This is a genomic window from Prevotella corporis DSM 18810 = JCM 8529 (assembly GCF_000430525.1).
In the GTDB taxonomy this organism is placed as follows: Bacteria; Bacteroidota; Bacteroidia; order Bacteroidales; family Bacteroidaceae; genus Prevotella; species Prevotella corporis.
Map to the genome: position 1 here is coordinate 66902 of NZ_AUME01000009.1, position 20876 is coordinate 87777.

The following is a 20876-nucleotide window of genomic DNA, read 5'->3' on the forward strand; positions in this document are numbered from 1 at the left end:
GACAGGAATACTCGTATCCTGTCTTTTTATTTTCATTTAATTATATATTAATTAGCACAATATATGTGAGTTTTTCATTCCTATAAGGACAAATTTCAGAAACGTATGTCTGGTAAATTATTGAGTCATCATAGTATGAACATATATCATTACTAAAAACAATGAAACAACTTCCATAAGATTGTGGTTGTAAAAATCGCCATTTAATAGCCCGTTTTTTTTGTAAAATTCGCCAATTAAAAAAATATGATTATCTTTGCATTATATTTTATAAGGTATGGAAACAGTAAATAGAATACTTCAAGAGAAGATTACAGCACGAATCGCGCCCAATAAAGCAGTACTGATTTTTGGTGCTCGCCGTGTTGGTAAAACGGTAATGATGCGTAAAATTGTGGACAACTATTCAGGTAGGACGATGATGCTCAACGGCGAAGACTACGACACATTAGCACTATTGGAGAATCGCTCAATAGCCAATTATCGGCATTTATTGGATGGTATTGATTTGCTGGCTATTGATGAGGCACAGAACATACCACAAATCGGTAGTATTCTGAAGTTGATAGTTGATGAAATACCGGGAATAAGTGTCTTGGCAAGTGGTTCTTCGTCATTCGATTTGCTGAATAAGACTGGTGAACCGTTGGTCGGCCGCAGTACGCAATTTCTCCTTACACCATTCTCGCAACGGGAAATCGCACAGACGGAAACGGCACTTGAAACCCGCCAGAACCTCGAAGCGCGCTTGATTTACGGTTCCTATCCCGAAGTAGTAATGATGGAGAACTATGAACGTAAAACAGACTACCTACGTGATATTGTCGGTGCATACCTGCTTAAAGATATCTTAGCAATTGACGGCTTAAAAAATTCGAGCAAGATGCGCGATCTACTGCGATTGATAGCTTTTCAGTTGGGCAGCGAAGTTTCTTACGAAGAGTTAGGTAAACAACTCGGCATGAGCAAGACGACCGTTGAAAAATACCTCGACCTATTGGAAAAGGTCTTCGTTATCTATCGTCTGGGGGCTTATTCGCGTAACCTACGCAAGGAGGTTACAAAAGCTGGCAAGTGGTACTTCTACGACAACGGCATTCGCAATGCCATTATCGGGGCTTTCTCACCGCTGGCCATTCGGCAGGATGTCGGTGCGCTGTGGGAGAACTACATCATCGGAGAGCGGCGCAAAGCGAACTTCAATGAGGGACTGCACAGGGAGTTCTATTTCTGGCGCACCTACGACAAACAGGAAATCGACCTGATTGAGGAGAGTGCCGACAGTCTTACCGCCTTGGAGTTCAAGTGGGGAAATAAAATGCCGGCCGCACCGAAAGCCTTCCAAGAAGCCTATCCCTATGCCGAGTTTCATGTGGTAAATCGGGAGAATTATTTGGAGTTCGTATAATCAATAAATTACGTATATGGAAACAAAACTACAATCCAAACAGCAATATCCGCGGTTTATCCAAAATAAACCGTGTGGTATTGACAAATTCGATGGAGGTTCGCAAGAAAGGTTGGCAAAAACTATTGCTCGCCATTTTTGTCAGAATGATTCATTGGATGAGGAATGTACTTTACCTCGAATTATCGGCATCGAAGGTATTTGGGGATCTGGAAAATCCAACGTGGTTAAAATGTTGGAACGTGAATTATCAGACGACTATTACTTTTTTGAGTATGACGCATGGGGACATCAAGAGGACTTGCAACGCCGCTCTATATTGGAATTGCTTACAAGCAAACTTATTGATGATGGTATCCTATCTGGAAATGCAACAATAAAAGTCAAAGGTGGAGGTACGAAAACCGTATCATGGTCTGAAAAGCTGAAATATTTATTAGCCCGTAAAACGGAGACCGTAACCGAAAAATATCCCCTTATCAGTAATGGTATGGTTGCGGCATTTTTGGTTGCAGTTTTAACTCCGATATTTACATTTATTGCGTATGCAGTAAAACCTACACCCACAACATGGTGGTTTTCTTTATTGTCTATTATCATAGCTGCACTGCCAGTTCTTATTGCATTGTGCGTTTGGAAATGGGCATATAGCAAAGATCATAAATATGGATGGAGTTATATGTTAGCTATTTATCAAGATAAAGTCGAAAAGGACGTTTGCTATGAGACTTTGAGCGAAGACGAACCAACGGTTTACGAGTTCAAAACATGGATGCAAGACATTTCTGATTTTATCAAGGAAAAAGGACAACGTAAATTAGTCCTTGTTTTTGACAACATGGATCGTCTCCCCGCTGAAAAAGTAAAAGAATTATGGTCTTCTATCCATACGTTCTTCGCCGATAGCGGTTTTGAAAATGTTTGGGCTGTTATTCCTTTCGATGAAACACATTTAGCTTGTGCATTCGGAGATGAGACCGACGAACAAACGAAACAACTGACCAAGTATTTTATCAATAAAACTTTCCCTATTGTTTATCGTGTTGCTCCTCCTGTTATTACCGACTATCGAAGTATATTCAACAAACTGTTTGTTGAAGCATTTGGAGAAACAGAAAATGAAGCGAAAGAAACTATAAATCGGATATTCAGATTGGTAAATCCTAATGCCAATGTTAGGGAAATTATATCATATATCAATGAGATGGTCGCTCTTAAACAAGAGTGGTGTAACGAAATTTTGATGATAAACATAGCATTGTTCTGTTTGAAGAAGACGGATATTCTGGCAAATCCAGTAGAACAAATATTGTCCGGCGACTATCTGAATGGCATTCAAACAATAATTAACAATGATCTGCAAACACAACGCGAAATTGCAGCTTTGGTATATGGTGTCGATGTTGAAGATGCTCGACAAATTCCATTGAAAAAATATATTGAAGGCTGCATCAACGGAGAAGAAGACCACGACATAAATCAATATGCAGAGACTAATAAACAATTTGACACTGTATTAGAAGAAGTTATACAATGTATGGACAATGCGCTTATCGATAAGATTATACATTGTTTGCATAAATTAACTCGAAAGAGCGATGTTATTCTGCGTGTATGGCAAAGAATAGCACAATTGAAATTAAAAGAATCCATAGAGAAGCAGGTGTTCCCTGTCGAATACCAAGAACTGCTGTTGCATTTAGACACGGAAAGCCAAAACCATGTGATTGCTCAATTATATAAGAAGATAGTTCGGTTCAATGACTTCAATGGCGGCGACTATTTCAAAACGTTAGATGCAATAGACAGGTTTATTGCGCAAAATAAGTTGGCGTGCGATTTTACGTCATTGATTGAAGCAAAAACAGTCAAGCCAAATACATTTATCGATTATATTCAAGCTGCAAATGCAACAGATGCTGCCTATCGGGATAACGCGACAACTAAAGCATATAAATATTATCAAGTAGCAACAAATTCGGAGGCGCTCGATAATTATTTGGCAAACTTACTACCCGATAATTTCGACCATGCAGATATTGTAAAAACGTTAAAAGATAATTCTACCTATACGTTTCCAACGCTTTTGCAAGCGATCACGAATTGCATTGATGAACAGAATGTAAATAAAGATAATATAGGGGCTATATTTACAACCTATCGTTTATTGGCATCTGACGAAGAAAGACCTTTACCTGTAACGTTAGATTCAACCTACATAAATCAGTTGCATTCTGAATTAGAAACTGATGGCCGAAACATTAAAGAGTCTGGATATTACGATTTAGTCGCCATGCAATTGGCACATGGTCATTCCGTTTCCTTAATAGAGGGTGGAGATATAAAATATGTTGCAGAACTCATGGACTATTATGTGGATCATGGAGACTTATTAGTAAATAGTGTGGGATGGAATATACCGCTATTAAATGAAACACTACAATACATGGTAAATCATAAACTTGGCTATAAATTATTGCTCTCAGACATATTGCCCCAATTTGAAGATATTAAGAACAGAATAGGTGTAACGGATGAGGTATTTATCGAGCATTTAGCAGAGTGGAATACCGATTTGGATAAGTATATCACTAAGAACAATATTAAAGATGTAATTCCTGACGCATCTTTTTACGATTTGACCACTAAAATAAGCAATGTCCTGACCGATCATATCAATAAAATAGCGTTCGAAGCGTTGTCTGAAATAAGTGTTGATACATTATACGCCCAAAGAACAGCACATACATCATATTATTGGTTTGTCGCAATAAAACATTTACTGGCTAAAATCAAATCCTTGCCAGATAACTTGACTGAATTTGGCAAAAAGATTCTGATGGATATTGCTTCTGGAACTCAAAGTTTGAATCCTTTCCCTAATTGTTTCAAGAATATAGTTGAAAGATTGGATAAACGAAAAATTAAATCGACAGTTACCGATATAAGAAATGATTTCTGCATCGGTAAAAAGACTATCAATGCAATAAAGTTTCAATTTTTCGAAACATGGCTTAGATCGCATGGTAATTTGAAAAGTCAAGCTGGAGACGTTATTGATAAAATAGTGAAACCTGTAATTTCCGATGGGGCATGCCGTTCATTGATTCTGCAAAACAAAGATTTTTATATGGATTTAATAAATACAGCAGGGGATGATGCTTATGAATTGAAAAAGAGTCTCCGAAACCTCATACAAAAAGATTCAGATCCGCAATTGGTTAAATTTGTCAATTCGATAGATTCAGTACCTGAGGTTGAAACCGCGTAAGTATTTGTCTAACAAGTCCGAATTTTACGATTTTACCCGTCAGAACTGAAGTGCCCCCCAAAAAAATTGTATCCAACTTTTGGGGGTCACTTCAAACTTCGATAGGGATAATTTTCAATTTTGGGGACTTGTTAGACAGTCTCATTATCTGGTAGCAGTTTACACAGCACCGGATCGTTTTTGATACGCTCCAGTTCCTCCTGCACAATCTGCTTCACCTCTTCCTTGATGCGCCGGTAGTTCGCCTGCACCGTTTCCTTCATGCGGTCGTTGCCGTCCTCGTCCGTGAAGTTTGTAATGACGGGAATTTTCTTGTAGGCACTTTCTTCCCGTTTCACCTTTTCGGCATCCACCACAATCTCGCAATGAAAAATCTTCTGCTCGATACGCTCGTTGAAGTTGTCGGATACAGAACCGACAAACATTCCCTGCGTAAGCCCGGAAATCTTACTCGGTGGAATGAGCGCGTCCATCTGCGTGTTGATGGAGGTGGAAACATCCTGCCGGTTGATGGAGATGGACTGCCGTTTCTGCAACACCTTACCGAACCGCTCGGAGAGCGTCTTGGCTGTTTCCCCCACCACCTGACCGGAGAAAATATTGCCGACAGTGTTCATCACCACTTTCGCCTCTTTGTCCCCGTAGTCACGCACTAACTGGCTGAAATCCTGAAAGCCCAGACACACGGCAACCTTGTTGCTTCGGGCGGTAGCTATAAGATTGTCCAACCCTTTGAAGTATATTGTGGGCAACTCGTCGATGATGACCGATGACTTCAGCATCCCCTTCTTGTTGATGAGCTTCACGATACGGGAATTATACAGACCGAGTGCCGCACCGTAGATATTCTGACGGTCGGGATTGTTACCCACGCAGAGGATTTTCGGCTCTTCGGGATTGTTGATGTCCAGCGTAAACTCGCTGTCTGACATCACCCAGTAGAGCTGCGGTGAAATCATCCTCGAAAGCGGGATTTTTGCCGACGCTATCTGACCCATGAGCTGCTCCGCAGCCCCTCCAAGCCACGCATCCATGAACGGCGAAAGGTAGTTCTCCAGCTCCGGATAAGAGGTCAGTATCGGAAATATATCCTCGTAACGGCGGTTCAGAAACTCGATAGCATGGGGAAACGTGCAAAACTTCCCGTTCTGATAGATTTTGAGATACCAGATAATACTGGCAAACAGAATGATAGGTGACTCCACGAAGAAGTCGCCCTGCTTTTGCACCCACGTTTTATTGAGGTTGAGCATTATTGTGTAGGCACTCTCATAGGCATCCGTAATATCTTCCATAAAATCCGGGTGAATGGGATTGCACCGATGAGAGCGTCGCGGGTCGTCGAAGTTGATCACATAGAACTTCGGCTTTACCTTGTAGCCGTCCGGGTGGTTCAGCAAATGGTTGTAGGCAATAGTAGATAGGTCGGGATACTTGAAATCGTAGATGTATTGACTAAAGCCCTTTTCAATCTGTTGCTTGATAAAATTGTTTACCACGGCATAGGACTTGCCGCTGCCCGGCGTACCCAACACGATGGACGCACGGAAGGGATTAACTACATTGATCCAACCGTTGTTCCAGCGTTTCCTGTAATAGAAACGTGTCGGCAGATTGACCGAATACTCGCTTTCGATAAGCCTCGTTTCCTGCATGAAACTCTCGTTCTCGTTGTTGAAAACATCCTCCATCAAATTGTGTTTCAACAGGCGGCTCATCCACAGACCACCCATCAACAGGCAGACATAGCCCGTTCCAATGGTAAGGACATACAGTCCCGTCACCGCTTCAAGCGGCAGCGGCAGGGGCAGCAACCACCAGTTCAGGAAAAACAGCACGAACCCGACGGCAAATGCTGTCCAGATTCTCCCCCAAGTGATTTTCTCACCCTTGACACCCTTCGTACCCAGACAGGACAAGGCAAGCAAAAGGACGGAAAACAGCTTCGTGTAGAGAATGGAATGGAACAGCCCCGCCGTGCGGTCGAAGTTCAGAAGGATTTTGTCCACCACGCCGATGTTCACGCCCCACAGCCGGATGGCTTCGTAGCAGAACCAGTACACGTTCATGACCACTAAAATGATACTCACGGCACGCAGAAAATCCATGATTTTCGCCAATGCCCTCAAATCGTCTTCTTGTTGTGACATACATTGATTTTTTAATTGTTGATACTCTGATTACATACCCAAGCCCTTGCGTTTTTTCTTCTTTTTGCGCTTCATCGCCCGGATGAAAGCCTCTTCCTCGGCATCTACCGCCGGACCTTCGGGAGTGAGCAAGCCCATACCGCCCGATATATCTTCACTGTCGTAGGCGGTCTGCCCGTGTGCCTTGTCCGCAGCATCCACAGGGATGGATAGCGGTATCGGCGGTTGTCCGGCGTATGGCAGGGTGAAGTGTTCCTGCAAGGCATTCGCCGAAAGCTCCTTACCCATGCGCGAACCGTTCAGCACGCATCCCGTGCGGTGGTCGATGAAGGTAGCCCCATAGATGCGCCCTTCCTCTGTGTAGCGCAGTACGGTGTCGATGCCCTTCTCTTTGAGTTGGGATACAAATTTGTCCTTGTCATAAGTGCCTTGCAGCACGGAAAGGACGGTGCGTTTCGTCATGTCTGCCAGTTTCCTATCCTTGATTTCCGATTTGGAACGGACAAACTTCTTCTGTACGGCTTCATAGCCTGCGGACTTCCCGAAAAGCGAGGATTTGAACGGGTTGCCCACCTTGTTACCCTTGTCGTCCGTGACGGAATAGACCAGCCCGTGATACTCCCGTCCGCGCACGTTGCCCCTCGCTTCCTCCACCGTCATATTATATAAGGAAAGGAGCGCACGGTATTCGCCCATCGTCTGGAAACGGTACTGCCCATTCAGAGCCTTCACGGTGTTGCCTACCTGCTTCTTCACATCACCTGCCGATGCGGCCACCTTGCGCAACGGATTATCCAATCTCTGATTTTTACGTTCTGCCGGATGCAATCCGTACTTCTGTTCCAGTTCCCTGCGGATACGGTCGCTGCGGCGGTAGAGAAAATCCCGGTTGAGCCTTTTCCCGTTCTCGTCCACGTTGACCGTCACGATGTGCAGGTGGTGGCGGTCGATGTCCTCGTGCTTGAATACAAGATAAGGCTGGTTTCCGAAACCGAGTTTTTCCAGATACTCGCGGGCGATATTCTGCAACTCAATATCGGTCAGCACATCCTCCGGGTGCGGGTTGAGAGAGATATGCACCACCGGCTTCTCGATCTTCATCTGCGGTGGCAGGAAGGTGAGAAAACCCTCCATCGCCTTGCCTATGTCCACCGTTCCCGAACCGTCATTGTAGATGCGGTTGGTGGTGAGAAGCCGCCCCTGCGCCTCGTTAATCTTCTCCCCGTTGTAGGCAATCGCGCCGTACAACGAACTTCCTACACTGATTTTTGCGACCATTTTGCCTCCATTTCCCTTGAAAGTTCCACAATCCGGCGGCTCAGTTTCACGAGTTCGACGGTGTGTTGCTCTAATTTGTAGAGCAACGCCATCGCCTTTTTCTCTGAAAAATGCAGCCTCAGTTCCTTCACGACTTGGTTGTAATTCGTACCCACGGCACGGAATTGTGCATGAAAATCCGACAGTTTGGTGTAATAGTCCACCAACGTCTTGTCCACCTTCAGCACCTTGAACGGTTGCCCGAAGAAGTGCGCTTTGAGGAAAACAGACCGTGCATAGACACCCGATTTTCCGAACATGGCGAGGAAACGGTTGTGTTCCTCCTCGTTGAAACGGACGGTGTACCGGTACACCGCCGGATCAAGTTTGGGATTTCTCCCTGATTTGCTTTTCCTTTTCTCTTTCATATTACTTTGGATTTAGCGGATTGACGGCATAAGCCGCCGCTTCGGATTACAGCACCGCAGTTCTGAAAGGCTTCCCGACTTCGGAGGGAAAGCCCGCCCCCTGCAAGGGCAAGTGCTTTTCGTGGCTGCTCAAAATATTTTGAGCGGCTGAAAAGACATCTTGCTATGTTCAGGTGAACATAAAAATCCGTCAGGGGACGGATTGGGAAAATACCTTTCAGGACTCCGGGCCGCGCGTCATCGGCGAACCCTGCTGTCCGGGTGCAAAGTTACGCCCTTAAAGCGGTATCGGACAGATGCTTGACCCGGTCAATGACTGCCAACCGGCGCAACGTGCCGCCACTTGCCGGAGAAGTGATACAGGTTCCAAAATATACTTGTTTATTTGCAGCATGATTCAAGAAACGAACGATTTGAAGATATGATAAACGGAACATTCAAATACCCGGAAATCCGCTTCTTCGGATACTTGCCGAAACGGATACCCGAACCGTCGGAAACCCGGTTCTCCGACAATTCGGTGACGTATGGATTCAATGACTTCATGACGCAATGTCGTCAATCACCATTTGTCCGACGCACCGCTTCACCACAGAACCGGATACGCGACGACCCGCCTGCGTGTGTAGTCACGGAAGCGGATGGTGCGACAGCCAAATCCGTATGGAAACAGAAAAACAAATCATCAACAATTAAAATAAATGGAACTATGAGTAAGGAAATCTTCGTTGCATTCGCAACACAGAAAGGTGGCATCGGCAAATCCACTGTCACGGCACTTGCCGCCAGCTACCTGCACAACGTGAAAGGCTACAATGTCGCCGTCGTGGACTGCGACGACCCGCAGCACAGCATCCACGGGCTGCGCGAACACGAAATGGGGCTTATCGACAGCAGCACCTACTTCAAGGCTCTCGCTTGCGACCATTTCCGCCGGATCAAAAAGAACGCCTACACCATCGTCAAAAGCAATGCGGTGAACGCCCTCGACGATGCCGAGAGGATGATTGCCACTGAGGACGTGAAACCCGACGTGGTGTTCTTCGACATGCCCGGCACACTCCGAAGCAACGGCGTGATAAAGACGCTCTCGCAGATGGACTACATTTTCACTCCGCTGAGTGCCGACCGCTTTGTCGTGGAGAGTACCCTGAAATTCGTCACGATGTTCCGCGACAGGCTGATGACTACCGGACAGGCGAAAACAAAGGGGCTGCATCTGTTCTGGACGATGGTGGACGGCAGGGAGAGGAACGACTTGTACGGCATCTACGAGGAAGTGATAGCCGAAATGGGCTTTCCGGTACTTTCCACCCGCTTGCCCGACAGCAAGAAGTTCCGCCGTGACCTTTCGGAAGAGCGCAAGAGCGTTTTCCGCTCCACCATCTTCCCGATGGACACGGCACTGCTGAAAGGGAGTGGCATCCGGGAGTTTTCCGAAGAGATAAGCGACATCATCAGACCGCAGTGAGCATGGGCAGCAGGAAAGTGAACACGGAAGGCATCGACGAGGAACTGCTGTTAGCCTCCATCGGGCGGCGCACACAGGACGGGACACTGCGCCCCGCACAGGAAGTACCCGCAGCTGCACCGACCGAAGAGGACACCGCCGCACCGGAACCATCTCCTGTGCAACCCGTAACACGGGAAAAAGCGCAGAGGGAAAGTGGACGCCGGAAAAGGCAGGACGAGGACTACAACGAGCTATTCCTGCGCCGCAACGAGATAAAGACCCGCCAATGTGTCTATATCAGCCGTGACGTCCACGGCAAGATCCTCAGAATCGTGAACGACATCGCCGGAGGGGAAATCTCAGTAGGCGGATATGTGGATACCGTGCTGCGCCAGCATCTGGAACAGCACAAGGAGAGAATCAACGAACTGTACAAGAAACAACGTGAAGATCTGATTTGAAAATGGAAAAAGAAATGACACCGAATGAAAAAAGACCACAGCAAGACTGCGGAGGTATGTTTACCCAAGTGCAGGCGAGTGTGGAAATACTGTCGCCTGTCCCGGTAAGCGGCAAATGCAGTGAGAAGGACTATGAACGCCTGTTCATCCGCGACCCGGAAGTAAAGGCACGTGAGGGGAAGATGGCGTATGTGCGCCCGGAGTACCACGAGCGTATCATGCGTATCACCCGTGTAATCGGGCATGACCGGCTTACGCTGTCCGCTTACATCGACCATGTGCTGACGCACCACTTCAACCAGTGCGAAGATGCGATAAAGAGCCTTTATGCCCGAAATTACAATTCAGTATTCTAACCAAAAACGGAAGGATATGAATTACACAATCAGCATGACAGACATTCTGCTGGCGGTATCGGTCGGCTGCAACCTCTGGTTCCTGTTCCTGCTCCTTTACGAGCGCATCATGGACACGCGGATTGTCCGCTTCTTCAAGGGCATTGTCGGATTATGGCGGTCACTGGACGGGAATGAGGCTAAACGCATAGCGGCACACGAGGAAGTCCCTGCGGAAAAGGCGGACATCATCGGCAAGAGCCGTTTCAGGATGGCATCCACCCGGACAACCGCTGCCATACCGACGCAAGAAGCCGCCACTATTGAAAAAGGCATTGAGCTGTCGGAGGAAGAGGCTACTTTTGACGACGGAAAAACGGGAAACGCATCCCGCCCGGCACAAGTCCCGGAGGAAAAACTCGATGAGACCTTCACGAGCATACCGCCGGAGGAACTGGGATACGGGGACGACGAACCGGAAGAGGACGCCTCGGACACGCCACGGGCTTCGGGCAGCAGCTTTGACGAGATTGACGACGCCTGCAAGACCGCCAAAAACCCGGACGCGACACAGGCGGAACGTGAAAAGGCGGCTAAGGTGTTCACCGACATGGAGGGCACGGAGTTGTACGAGAAAATGATGGAAGGCTCTTCGGAGATAGGCATCCGCATCAAGGGGCTTATCGAGATTCGGCTGAAGAAATCTGAAAAGGAGTTCGTCGTGCCGGACAACATCGAGGAGTTCGACATTCGCAACTATGTATGACAACAATAAAAGAAATGAACATGAAAGAATGACATCAACCCACGCGGCGAGGAAACGCAAGGCGCATCCCCATCCGCAACGGACACGCCCACGTCCGTGGAAACAAACGGGCATCCACTAAAACCAAAGTAAAGAAACAAAGTATCAACCGCCCGACAAAGGACCATCCACCCTTTTGACGGCAAAAAACAAGAACAGTTTATGAACAAGAACATCTTGAAAAACAGAAAAGCAATCCTCTCCGCGGCACTTGTCATCGCCGCAACCGCCTCCGCTTTCGCGCAGGGAAACGGCATCGCGGGCATCAACGAAGCCACCTCTATGGTGAGTTCTTATTTCGACCCCGGAACTAAACTGATATACGCCATCGGTGCAGTCGTCGGGCTTATCGGGGGCGTAAAAGTGTACGGCAAGTTTTCATCGGGCGACCCCGACACCAGCAAGACAGCCGCCTCGTGGTTCGGCGCGTGCATCTTCCTGATTGTTGCCGCCACCATCCTGCGCTCATTCTTCCTTTAATAAATAATGTATGGCTGAATACCCAATCAACAAGGGTATCGGCCGTCCGGTAGAGTTCAAGGGCTTGAAGGCACAGTACCTCTTCATCTTCTGCGGAGGTCTGCTGGCTCTCTTCGTCCTGTTCGTCATCCTCTACATGGTCGGTATCGACCAGTGGATATGTATCGGCTTCGGCGCGGCATCGTCCTCCCTCCTTGTATGGCAGACCTTCGCGCTGAACGCCCGGTACGGTGAACACGGGCTGATGAAATTAGGAGCGGCACGGAGCCATCCCCGATACCTTATCAACCGGCGGCGGATAACCCGTCTGTTCAAACGACAACGAAAGGAAGAAAGACAATGAGGAATACATCGAAAATGACAACACTGGAAAACAGGTTCCCACTTTTAGCGGTGGAGCATGGCTGCATCATCTCAAAGGACGCCGACATCACGGTGGCTTTCGAGGTGGAACTACCGGAACTTTACACCGTGACGGGTGCGGAGTACGAGGCGATACACAGTTGCTGGTGCAAGGCTATCAAGGTGCTGCCGGACTACTCCGTCGTCCACAAACAGGACTGGTTCATCAAGGAACGCTACAAACCGGAGCTTCAGAAGGACGACATGAGCTTTTTAAGCCGCTCTTTCGAGCGTCACTTCAACGAGCGTCCGTACCTGAAACACACCTGCTACCTCTACCTGACCAAGACAACAAAGGAGCGTAACCGGATGCAGAGCAATTTCAGCACGCTGTGCCGGGGACATATCATCCCGAAGGAGCTGGACAGGGAAACCACGACCAAGTTCTTGGAAGCCTGCGAACAGTTCGAGCGCATCATGAACGACAGCGGGCTTGTCAGGCTGCGCCGCCTCTCCACCGATGAGATTGTGGGTACTGAGGGAAAGACGGGACTTATTGAACGCTACTTCTCGCTCATGCCGGAAGGTGACACCACCTTGCAGGACATCGAGCTTTCGGCAAGGGAGATGCGCATCGGCGACAACCGCCTGTGTCTGCACACCCTCTCCGACGCGGAAGACCTGCCGGGCAAGGTGGCTACCGACACCCGTTACGAGAAGCTCTCCACCGACCGGAGTGACTGCCGACTGTCATTCGCCTCCCCGGTGGGGCTTCTGCTCTCCTGCAACCATATCTACAACCAGTATGTGCTGATAGACAACAGTGAGGAAACCTTGCAGAAGTTCGAGAAGTCCGCCCGTAACATGCAGTCGCTATCTCGCTATTCAAGGAGCAACAGCATCAACCGCGAGTGGATAGACCAATACCTGAACGAAGCCCATTCCTACGGACTGACCTCGGTACGGGCACACTTCAACGTCATGGCGTGGAGCGACGATGCGGAGGAACTGAAGCATATCAAGAACGACGTGGGCAGCCAGTTGGCAAGCATGGAATGCGTGCCGCGCCACAACACCATCGACTGCCCGACACTCTACTGGGCGGCGATACCCGGCAATGCGGCGGACTTCCCGGCGGAAGAGAGTTTCCACACCTTCATCGAACAGGCGGTGTGCCTGTTCACAGAGGAAACCAACTACCGCAGCTCGCTCTCGCCCTTCGGCATCAAGATGGTGGACAGGCTCACGGGAAAACCGCTGCACCTTGACATCTCCGACCTGCCCATGAAGCGAGGTATCACGACCAACCGCAACAAGTTCGTGCTGGGTCCTTCGGGCAGCGGCAAGTCTTTCTTCATGAACCACCTCGTGCGCCAATATTATGAGCAAGGCGCACATGTGGTATTGGTGGACACGGGAAACTCCTATCAGGGCTTGTGCGGCATGATCCGACGCAAGACAGGCGGAGCGGACGGTGTGTATTTCACCTACACGGAAGATAAGCCCATCAGCTTCAACCCGTTCTACACCGACGATTACATCTTCGACGTGGAGAAGAAGGACAGCATCAAGACCCTGTTGCTGACGCTCTGGAAGTCGGAGGACGACAAGGTGACAAAGACGGAGAGCGGCGAGCTGGGCAGTGCCGTGAGTGCCTATATTGAGCGCATCCAATCCGACCGTAGCATCGTGCCGTCGTTCAACACCTTCTACGAGTATATGCGTGACGACTACCGCAAGGAACTGGCACAGCGTGACATCAAGGTGGAGAAGTCCGACTTCAACATCGACAACATGCTCACCACCATGCGGCAGTATTACCGGGGCGGGCGTTACGATTTCCTGCTCAACTCCACGGAGAACATCGACCTGCTCGGCAAGCGGTTCATCGTCTTCGAGATAGATTCGATTAAAGAAAACCGCGAACTGTTCCCCGTCGTGACCATCATCATCATGGAAGCCTTCATCAACAAGATGCGGCGGCTGAAAGGCGTGCGGAAACAGCTTATCGTGGAAGAGGCTTGGAAGGCCCTCTCATCGGCGAACATGGCTGAATATCTGCGCTATATGTATAAGACGGTCAGAAAATATTACGGCGAGGCAATCGTGGTGACGCAGGAGGTGGACGACATTATCAGTTCTCCGGTGGTCAAAGAGAGCATTATCAACAACTCGGATTGTAAAATCCTGCTTGACCAAAGGAAATATATGAACAAGTTCGACCAGATACAGGCGTTGCTCGGACTGACGGAAAAGGAGAAGTCGCAGATACTCTCCATCAACATGGCGAACAACCCTTCACGGCTCTACAAGGAGGTGTGGATAGGCTTGGGCGGCACGCAGTCGGCGGTCTATGCCACGGAGGTCAGCGCGGAAGAGTATCTGGCGTACACCACCGAGGAAACGGAAAAAGTGGAGGTTTACCGTCTGGCGGAGAAGCTGGGCGACGACATCGAAGCCGCCATCCGGCAGCTTGCCGAAAGGCGGAGAAACAAGGAATAACTAAAAAACAGAATGTATCAACCAAAAAAGAAAAACGCGTATGAATTTACCAAAAGTGAAAATGCTGCAAGTCAGCAAGTGCCTTATCGGATTGGCGGTCATGATGCTGCAATCCTGCGACGTGGCCGACAACCGCCGCGACATGCTGTGCGGGAACTGGGAGAGCGTGGAGGGAAAACCTGACGTGCTTATCTACAAGGAGGGCGAAGCCTACAAAGTGACGGTGTTCCGTCGTAGCGGTCTGCGCCGCAAGCTCAAGCCGGAAACCTATCTCTTGCAGGAGGAGAACGGCAACCTGTTCATGAACACCGGCTTCCGCATCGACGTGTCCTACAACGAGGCCACGGATGTGCTGACTTTCTCGCCAAACGGGGACTATGTGCGGGTGAAGCCGCAGCCGGGACATCCGACCGAAGAATAACAACCACTAAAATCCAAAGTAACATGAGAACAAGAATAACAATGATTATCTGCCTGTGCCTGCTTTTCGCGGGCAGGGCAAGCGCACAGTGGGTCGTAAGCGATCCGGGCAATCTAGCGCAGGGCATCATCAATGCCTCCAAAAACATCATCCATACCTCCAAGACCGCCACGAACATGGTGAGCAACTTTCAGGAGACGGTGAAAATCTATCAGCAGGGCAAGAAGTATTACGATGCCCTCAAATCGGTGAACAATCTGGTCAAGGACGCCCGCAAGGTGCAGCAGACCATCCTGATGGTGGGCGACATCACAGACATCTATGTGAACAGTTTCCAACGGATGCTCCGTGACGGGAATTTCAGACCCGAAGAGCTTTCCGCAATCGCTTTCGGCTACACGAAACTGCTGGAGGAAAGCAACGAAGTGTTGACGGAACTCAGGAACGTGGTGAACATCACCACGCTCTCCATGACCGACAAGGAGCGCATGGACGTGGTGGAACGCTGCCACTCGAAGATGAAGCGTTACCGCAACCTCGTGAGCTACTACACGAACAAGAACATCTCCGTGAGTTACCTGCGTGCGAAAAAGAAGAACGACCTCGACCGCATCATGGGGCTGTACGGGAACATGAACGAAAGATACTGGTAGCCTATGAAGTTCGACAACCTTCATCAGATTTTACGTTCACTTTATGAGCAGATGATGCCGCTGTGTGGGGACATGGCTGGTGTGGCGAAAGGCATCGCCGGGCTGGGTGCGCTGTTCTACGTCGCCTACCGGGTATGGCAGTCGCTGGCGAGAGCTGAACCGATAGACGTATTCCCGATGCTCCGTCCTTTTGCCATCGGTCTGTGCATCATGTTCTTCCCGACTGTGGTGCTGGGCACGATAAACAGCATCCTCTCACCCGTCGTACAGGGCACGGCAAAGATGCTGGAGGCGGAAACGCTGGACATGAACCGATACCGGGAGCAGAAGGACAAACTGGAATACGAGGCGATGGTACGCAACCCCGAAACCGCCTACCTCGTGTCCAACGAGGAATTTGACAAGCAACTGGAGGAACTCGGCTGGTCGCCCTCCGACATGGTGACGATGGCGGGAATGTATATCGACCGGGGAATGTACAACATGAAGAAGAGCATCCGCGACTTCTTCCGCGAGATACTCGAACTGCTGTTCCAAGCCGCCGCCCTCGTGATAGACACCGTCCGCACCTTCTTTCTCGTGGTGCTGGCGATTCTCGGTCCGATAGCCTTCGCCCTGTCGGTATGGGACGGTTTCCAAAACACGCTCACGCAGTGGATATGCCGCTATATACAGGTCTATCTGTGGCTACCGGTATCGGACATGTTCAGCACCATACTGGCGAAGATACAGGTTCTGATGCTGCAAAACGACATCGAGCGGATGCAGGCAGACCCGAACTTCTCGCTGGATTCGAGCGACGGGGTGTATATCGTATTCCTCTGCATCGGCATCATCGGCTACTTTACCATTCCCACCGTTGCGGGCTGGATTATCCAAGCCGGAGGCATGGGCGGTTACGGTCGCAACGTGAACCAGATGGCGGGACGAGCCGGAAGCATGGCGGGCAGCGTGGCGGGTGCAGCCGCAGGAAACGCAGTCGGACGTGTCGGCAAATTGCTGAAATAATCAATGTGCAATCATAAATTGGAAAATATAAATGGAATTCAAATCACTTAGAAACATCGAATCGTCGTTCAGGCAGATACGCCTGTTCGGTATCGTCTTCCTCTCGCTGTGCGCCGTGGTGACGGTGTGGAGCGTGTGGAACTCCTACCGTTTCGCAGAGAAGCAACGGGAGAAAATCTATGTGCTGGACAACGGCAAGAGCCTGATGCTCGCCTTGTCTCAGGATTTGTCGCAGAACCGCCCGGCGGAGGCACGGGAACATGTGCGCCGTTTCCACGAGATGTTCTTCACGCTATCACCTGAAAAAAGCGCGATTGAACACAACGTGAAACGTGCCTTGCTGCTGGCGGACAAGAGCGTGTACCACTATTATTCGGACTTCGCGGAGAAGGGGTACTACAACCGCATCATCGCCGGGAACATCAACCAAGTGCTGAAGGTGGACAGCGTGGTGTGCGACTTCAACGCCTATCCCTACCGTGCCGTGACCTACGCCACACAGAAAATCATCCGGCAGAGCAACGTCACCGAGCGCAGCCTCGTGACCACCTGCCGCCTGCTGAACGCATCGCGGTCGGATGACAACCCGAACGGTTTTACCATCGAGGGTTTCACCATCATTGAGAACAAGGATTTACAGACTATCAAACGGTAACAGGACATGAAAAGTATCAGAAAATCAATGTGGGGCATGTATTGGAAACTCCACGACAAACGGAAACGCTTGGCGGCAAGTCTCAAAGGGTATCTGGACGGCTTGCCGCCGGAAACACGCCGCCGCATCGTGCTGGGGATGTTCGCCGCCTTCGCGGTGCTTGCCCTTTACACCTTCGGCAGAGCCGTCTATGACATCGGCAGGAACGACGGCTCACATATGGAAACGGGACACGCCGGACGGGTGGAACTGCCGACCCCGGCGGAAACAGGCAATCACTTAACACCTTATTTATATGGAACAGACAAAGAATGAACCGACGAAAGAGAACAAAGCTGCTCCCGAAACGGGGAAACCGAAAAAGGAGCGCGAACCGCTGACAGAGGCGCAACGGCTGAAACGGCAGAAGATGATCGTGCTGCCCGCTATGGTGTTGGTGTTCATCGGGGCGATGTGGCTGATATTCGCCCCGTCCTCCGGCAAGGAGCAACCGCCGGGAACGGACGGATACAACACCGAGATGCCCGACGCTGACAAGGCGAACCGGCAGATTATCGGCGACAAGCTGAAAGCCTACGAGCATGGGGAGATGGAAGAGCGTCAGGAGAGCCGCAACCGTGCCATCGGGCAGCTGGGCGACATGTTCGACCGCGAGATAGCGGGAACGGAGAACGGAGTGGACTTCGACCTCGCCAATCCGGGCGGCAAGGAAGAAAGGGCAAAGCCAGCCACGCCGCAGACCATCCAGTCCTCCGCAGCCGCCTACCGTGACCTGAACGCCACGCTCGGAAACTTCTACGACCAGCCGAAAAACGACAATGCGGAGATGGACGAATTGTTGGAGCGCATCGCATCGCTGGAGTCGGAACTGGAAAGCGAGAGGGGCAAGGCTTCCTCTATGGACGAGCAGGTGGCTCTTATGGAGAAGTCCTACGAGCTGGCGGCAAAGTACATGGGCGGTCAGAACGGAGGACAGCCATCGGCGGAACAGAGGGCAGAGCCAACTACCGTGCAGAAAGGGAAGAAGAACAAGGCAATGCCTATCAGACAGGTGGAGCATCAAGTAGTTTCTTCACTCTCACAGCCTATGAGTAACGCGGAGTTTGTCGCCGCCTTATCGCAGGAACGCAACCGGGGTTTCAACACGGCTGTCGGCACGGCGGAGGTATTGGACAGGAACACCATACCGGCGTGCGTGCATGGGGCGCAGAGCGTGACGGACGGGCAGACGGTAAGGCTGCGCCTGCTGGAGCCTATGGCGGTGGCAGGCAGGACAATACCCCGGGGTGCGGTGGTGGTCGGCACGGGCAAGATACAGGGTGAGCGGCTCGACATCGAGATTACCTCGCTGGAATACGACGGCACGATTATCCCCGTGGAGCTTGCGGTCTATGACACGGACGGACAGCCCGGCATCTTCATCCCGAACTCGATGGAGATGAACGCCGTCCGGGAGGTCGCCGCCAACATGGGCGGCTCGCTGGGAAGCAGCATCAACATCTCCACCAATGCCGGGGCGCAGCTCGCCTCCGACTTGGGCAAGGGGCTGATACAAGGCACGAGCCAGTACATCGCCAAAAAGATGCGAACCGTCAAGGTGCATCTGAAAGCCGGGTACAGGGTCATGCTTTACCAAGAAAAATATTGAAAACAATAAAAATTACCACTAAAATCCAAAAGTAATGAGAAAAGTAATCATCATGTTTGCCCTCGCTATGGGCATCATAACTGCCAACGCGCAGGAGAATGTAACCGTTGAAACGACCAACGGAAGTGAACAACCGACCTTGACGAAGGAGGTCTATCCGCAGAAGGAGGCGGACGGCGACCTATATCACGGGCTGTCACGCAAGCTGACCTTCGACCGCATGATACCGCCGCACGGTCTGGAAGTGACCTACGACAAGACCGTCCACGTCATTTTTCCGGCGGAGGTGCGCTATGTCGATTTAGGCTCGCCCGACCTGATTGCCGGGAAAGCCGACGGAGCGGAGAACATCATCCGTGTGAAGGCTACCGTAAGGAATTTTCCCAACGAAACGAATATGTCCGTCATCACGGAGGACGGCAGTTTCTACACCTTCAACGTGAAGTACGCCGCCGAACCGCTGTTGCTCAACGTGGAGATGTGCGACTTCATCCATGACGGCAGCACGGTGAACCGCCCGAACAACGCGCAGGAAATCTATCTGAAAGAGCTGGGCAGCGAAAGCCCGATGCTGGTGCGCCTTATCATGAAGTCCATCCACAAACAGAACAAGCGCGAGGTGAAGCATATCGGCTGCAAGCGTTTCGGCATCCAATACCTGTTGAAAGGCATCTACACGCACAACGGCTTGCTTTATTTCCACACGGAGATAAAGAACCAGAGCAACGTGCCTTTCGATGTGGACTACATCACTTGGAAAATCGTGGACAAGAAGGTTGCGAAGCGTACTGCCGTGCAGGAGCAGATTATTCTGCCGCTCCGCGCGCAGAACTACGCCACCCTCGTGCCGGGCAAAAAGAGCGAGCGCACGGTCTTCACGATGGCGAAGTTCACCATCCCCGATGACAAGTGCCTCGTGGTGGAATTGAACGAGAAGAACGGCGGCCGTCACCAGTCCTTCGTGATTGAGAACGAGGATTTGGTACGCGCGGGTACCATCAACGAACTTCAAGTACGCTGACCATGAGAAAGTACATCGCAATAATCATCGCGTCGCTTGCCCTTTTTACAGGGCAGGCGCACGCCCAGCGGTGTCTGCCGAAGATGCAGGGCATCGAGGTGAGGGCGGACATGGCGGACGGCTTCAATCTCGGCGGCAAGGACGGCGGGTACAGCTTCGGGGCGGCTCTCTCCACCTACACGAAGAAGGGGAACAAGTGGGTGTTCGGTGGCGAATACCTGTTGAAGAACAATCCCTACAAGGACACCAAGATACCCGTGGCGCAGTTCACGGCGGAGGGCGGCTATTACTTCAAGATACTGTCGGACGCCCGAAAGATTGTTTTCGTCTATGCCGGGGCTTCGGCTCTCGCCGGATATGAGGCGGTAAATTGGGGGAAGAAGGTGCTGCATGACGGCTCCACGCTGCACGACCGGGACGCCTTCATCTACGGCGGTGCGCTGACGCTCGATGTGGAGTGTTACGTGGCAGACCGTATCGCCCTGCTTGCCAACCTGCGGGAGCGTTGCCTTTGGGGTGGCGACACACGGAAGTTCCACACGCAGTTCGGGGTCGGTATCAAGTTCATCATCAACTGA

Annotated in this window: 20 protein-coding genes; 17 read left to right on the plus strand and 3 right to left on the minus strand. The window is 50.4% G+C overall.

What is annotated here, in order from left to right; translation table 11 throughout:
- Positions 1-277: 277 nt before the first annotated feature.
- Positions 278-1408 (plus strand): ATP-binding protein, encoded by a 1131-nt coding sequence (locus H515_RS0102945; RefSeq protein ID WP_004291480.1) that lies wholly within the window; start codon positions 278-280, stop codon positions 1406-1408.
- Between the two features lie 16 nt (positions 1409-1424).
- Positions 1425-4679 (plus strand): P-loop NTPase fold protein, encoded by a 3255-nt coding sequence (locus H515_RS0102950; RefSeq protein WP_004291481.1) that lies wholly within the window; start codon positions 1425-1427, stop codon positions 4677-4679.
- Positions 4680-4810: 131 nt separating this feature from the next.
- Here H515_RS0102950 and mobC read toward each other — a convergent pair whose 3' ends face one another.
- The 3 genes from mobC to mobA are packed head-to-tail and all read right to left on the minus strand — an operon-like array spanning position 4811 to position 8514.
- Positions 4811-6829, minus strand: coding sequence for a conjugal transfer protein MobC (gene mobC, locus H515_RS0102955; RefSeq protein ID WP_004291482.1), 2019 nt, complete (start codon positions 6827-6829; stop codon positions 4811-4813).
- Positions 6830-6859: 30 nt separating this feature from the next.
- On the minus strand, positions 6860-8107 hold the full coding sequence (mobB, locus tag H515_RS0102960) for a conjugal transfer protein MobB (RefSeq protein ID WP_004291483.1): 1248 nt from the start codon (positions 8105-8107) through the stop codon (positions 6860-6862).
- The gene (gene mobA, locus H515_RS0102965) at positions 8086-8514 is read right to left on the minus strand and encodes a conjugal transfer protein MobA (RefSeq protein WP_004291488.1); all 429 of its coding nucleotides are present in this window, start codon (positions 8512-8514) and stop codon (positions 8086-8088) included. Before mobA ends, mobB begins: the two co-directional genes overlap by 22 nt.
- Before the next feature lie 421 nt (positions 8515-8935).
- Between mobA and H515_RS0102970 the strand changes: the two genes are divergently transcribed.
- From H515_RS0102970 to H515_RS0103040, 15 genes are all read left to right on the plus strand, one after another.
- Positions 8936-9985 carry a ParA family protein gene (locus H515_RS0102970; protein WP_004291492.1) on the plus strand — a complete coding sequence of 350 codons (1050 nt, stop codon included), beginning with the start codon at positions 8936-8938 and terminating at the stop codon, positions 9983-9985.
- A gap of 2 nt (positions 9986-9987) precedes the next feature.
- On the plus strand, positions 9988-10428 hold the full coding sequence (locus tag H515_RS0102975; protein ID WP_004291503.1) for a DUF3408 domain-containing protein: 441 nt from the start codon (positions 9988-9990) through the stop codon (positions 10426-10428).
- Positions 10429-10430: 2 nt separating this feature from the next.
- Complete coding sequence (locus H515_RS0102980) at positions 10431-10784, plus strand: DUF3408 domain-containing protein (RefSeq protein ID WP_004291505.1); 354 nt, start codon at positions 10431-10433, stop codon at positions 10782-10784.
- A gap of 16 nt (positions 10785-10800) precedes the next feature.
- Positions 10801-11529 (plus strand): hypothetical protein, encoded by a 729-nt coding sequence (locus H515_RS0102985; protein WP_004304280.1) that lies wholly within the window; start codon positions 10801-10803, stop codon positions 11527-11529.
- A gap of 201 nt (positions 11530-11730) precedes the next feature.
- Complete coding sequence (locus H515_RS0102990; RefSeq protein ID WP_002560983.1) at positions 11731-12048, plus strand: DUF4134 domain-containing protein; 318 nt, start codon at positions 11731-11733, stop codon at positions 12046-12048.
- Between the two features lie 10 nt (positions 12049-12058).
- The gene (locus H515_RS0102995; protein WP_004291514.1) at positions 12059-12391 is read left to right on the plus strand and encodes a DUF4133 domain-containing protein; all 333 of its coding nucleotides are present in this window, start codon (positions 12059-12061) and stop codon (positions 12389-12391) included.
- Entirely contained in the window at positions 12388-14892 is a 2505-nt protein-coding gene (locus tag H515_RS0103000) for a TraG family conjugative transposon ATPase (RefSeq protein ID WP_004291515.1), read from the plus strand. Before H515_RS0102995 ends, H515_RS0103000 begins: the two co-directional genes overlap by 4 nt.
- Positions 14893-14932: 40 nt before the next feature.
- Complete coding sequence (locus H515_RS0103005; protein ID WP_004291516.1) at positions 14933-15313, plus strand: DUF3876 domain-containing protein; 381 nt, start codon at positions 14933-14935, stop codon at positions 15311-15313.
- Between the two features lie 23 nt (positions 15314-15336).
- Positions 15337-15966 carry a DUF4141 domain-containing protein gene (locus H515_RS0103010; protein ID WP_004304283.1) on the plus strand — a complete coding sequence of 210 codons (630 nt, stop codon included), beginning with the start codon at positions 15337-15339 and terminating at the stop codon, positions 15964-15966.
- Between the two features lie 3 nt (positions 15967-15969).
- The gene (traJ, locus tag H515_RS0103015) at positions 15970-16974 is read left to right on the plus strand and encodes a conjugative transposon protein TraJ (RefSeq protein WP_004291518.1); all 1005 of its coding nucleotides are present in this window, start codon (positions 15970-15972) and stop codon (positions 16972-16974) included.
- A gap of 31 nt (positions 16975-17005) precedes the next feature.
- A complete protein-coding gene (traK, locus tag H515_RS0103020) occupies positions 17006-17629 on the plus strand; it encodes a conjugative transposon protein TraK (RefSeq protein ID WP_004291519.1) in 624 nt (207 codons plus the stop codon).
- 27 nt (positions 17630-17656) lie between these two features.
- Positions 17657-17944: a TraL conjugative transposon family protein gene (locus tag H515_RS0103025; RefSeq protein WP_018697145.1), complete on the plus strand. Its 288-nt coding sequence runs from the start codon at positions 17657-17659 to the stop codon at positions 17942-17944.
- Positions 17925-19277, plus strand: coding sequence for a conjugative transposon protein TraM (gene traM / locus H515_RS0103030; RefSeq protein ID WP_004291521.1), 1353 nt, complete (start codon positions 17925-17927; stop codon positions 19275-19277). The genes H515_RS0103025 and traM overlap by 20 nt, the downstream gene beginning before the upstream one ends.
- A 34-nt stretch (positions 19278-19311) precedes the next feature.
- Positions 19312-20298, plus strand: a complete 987-nt coding sequence (gene traN / locus H515_RS0103035) for a conjugative transposon protein TraN (protein WP_004291522.1) — start codon at positions 19312-19314, stop codon at positions 20296-20298.
- Between the two features lie 2 nt (positions 20299-20300).
- Complete coding sequence (locus H515_RS0103040) at positions 20301-20876, plus strand: conjugal transfer protein TraO (RefSeq protein ID WP_004291523.1); 576 nt, start codon at positions 20301-20303, stop codon at positions 20874-20876.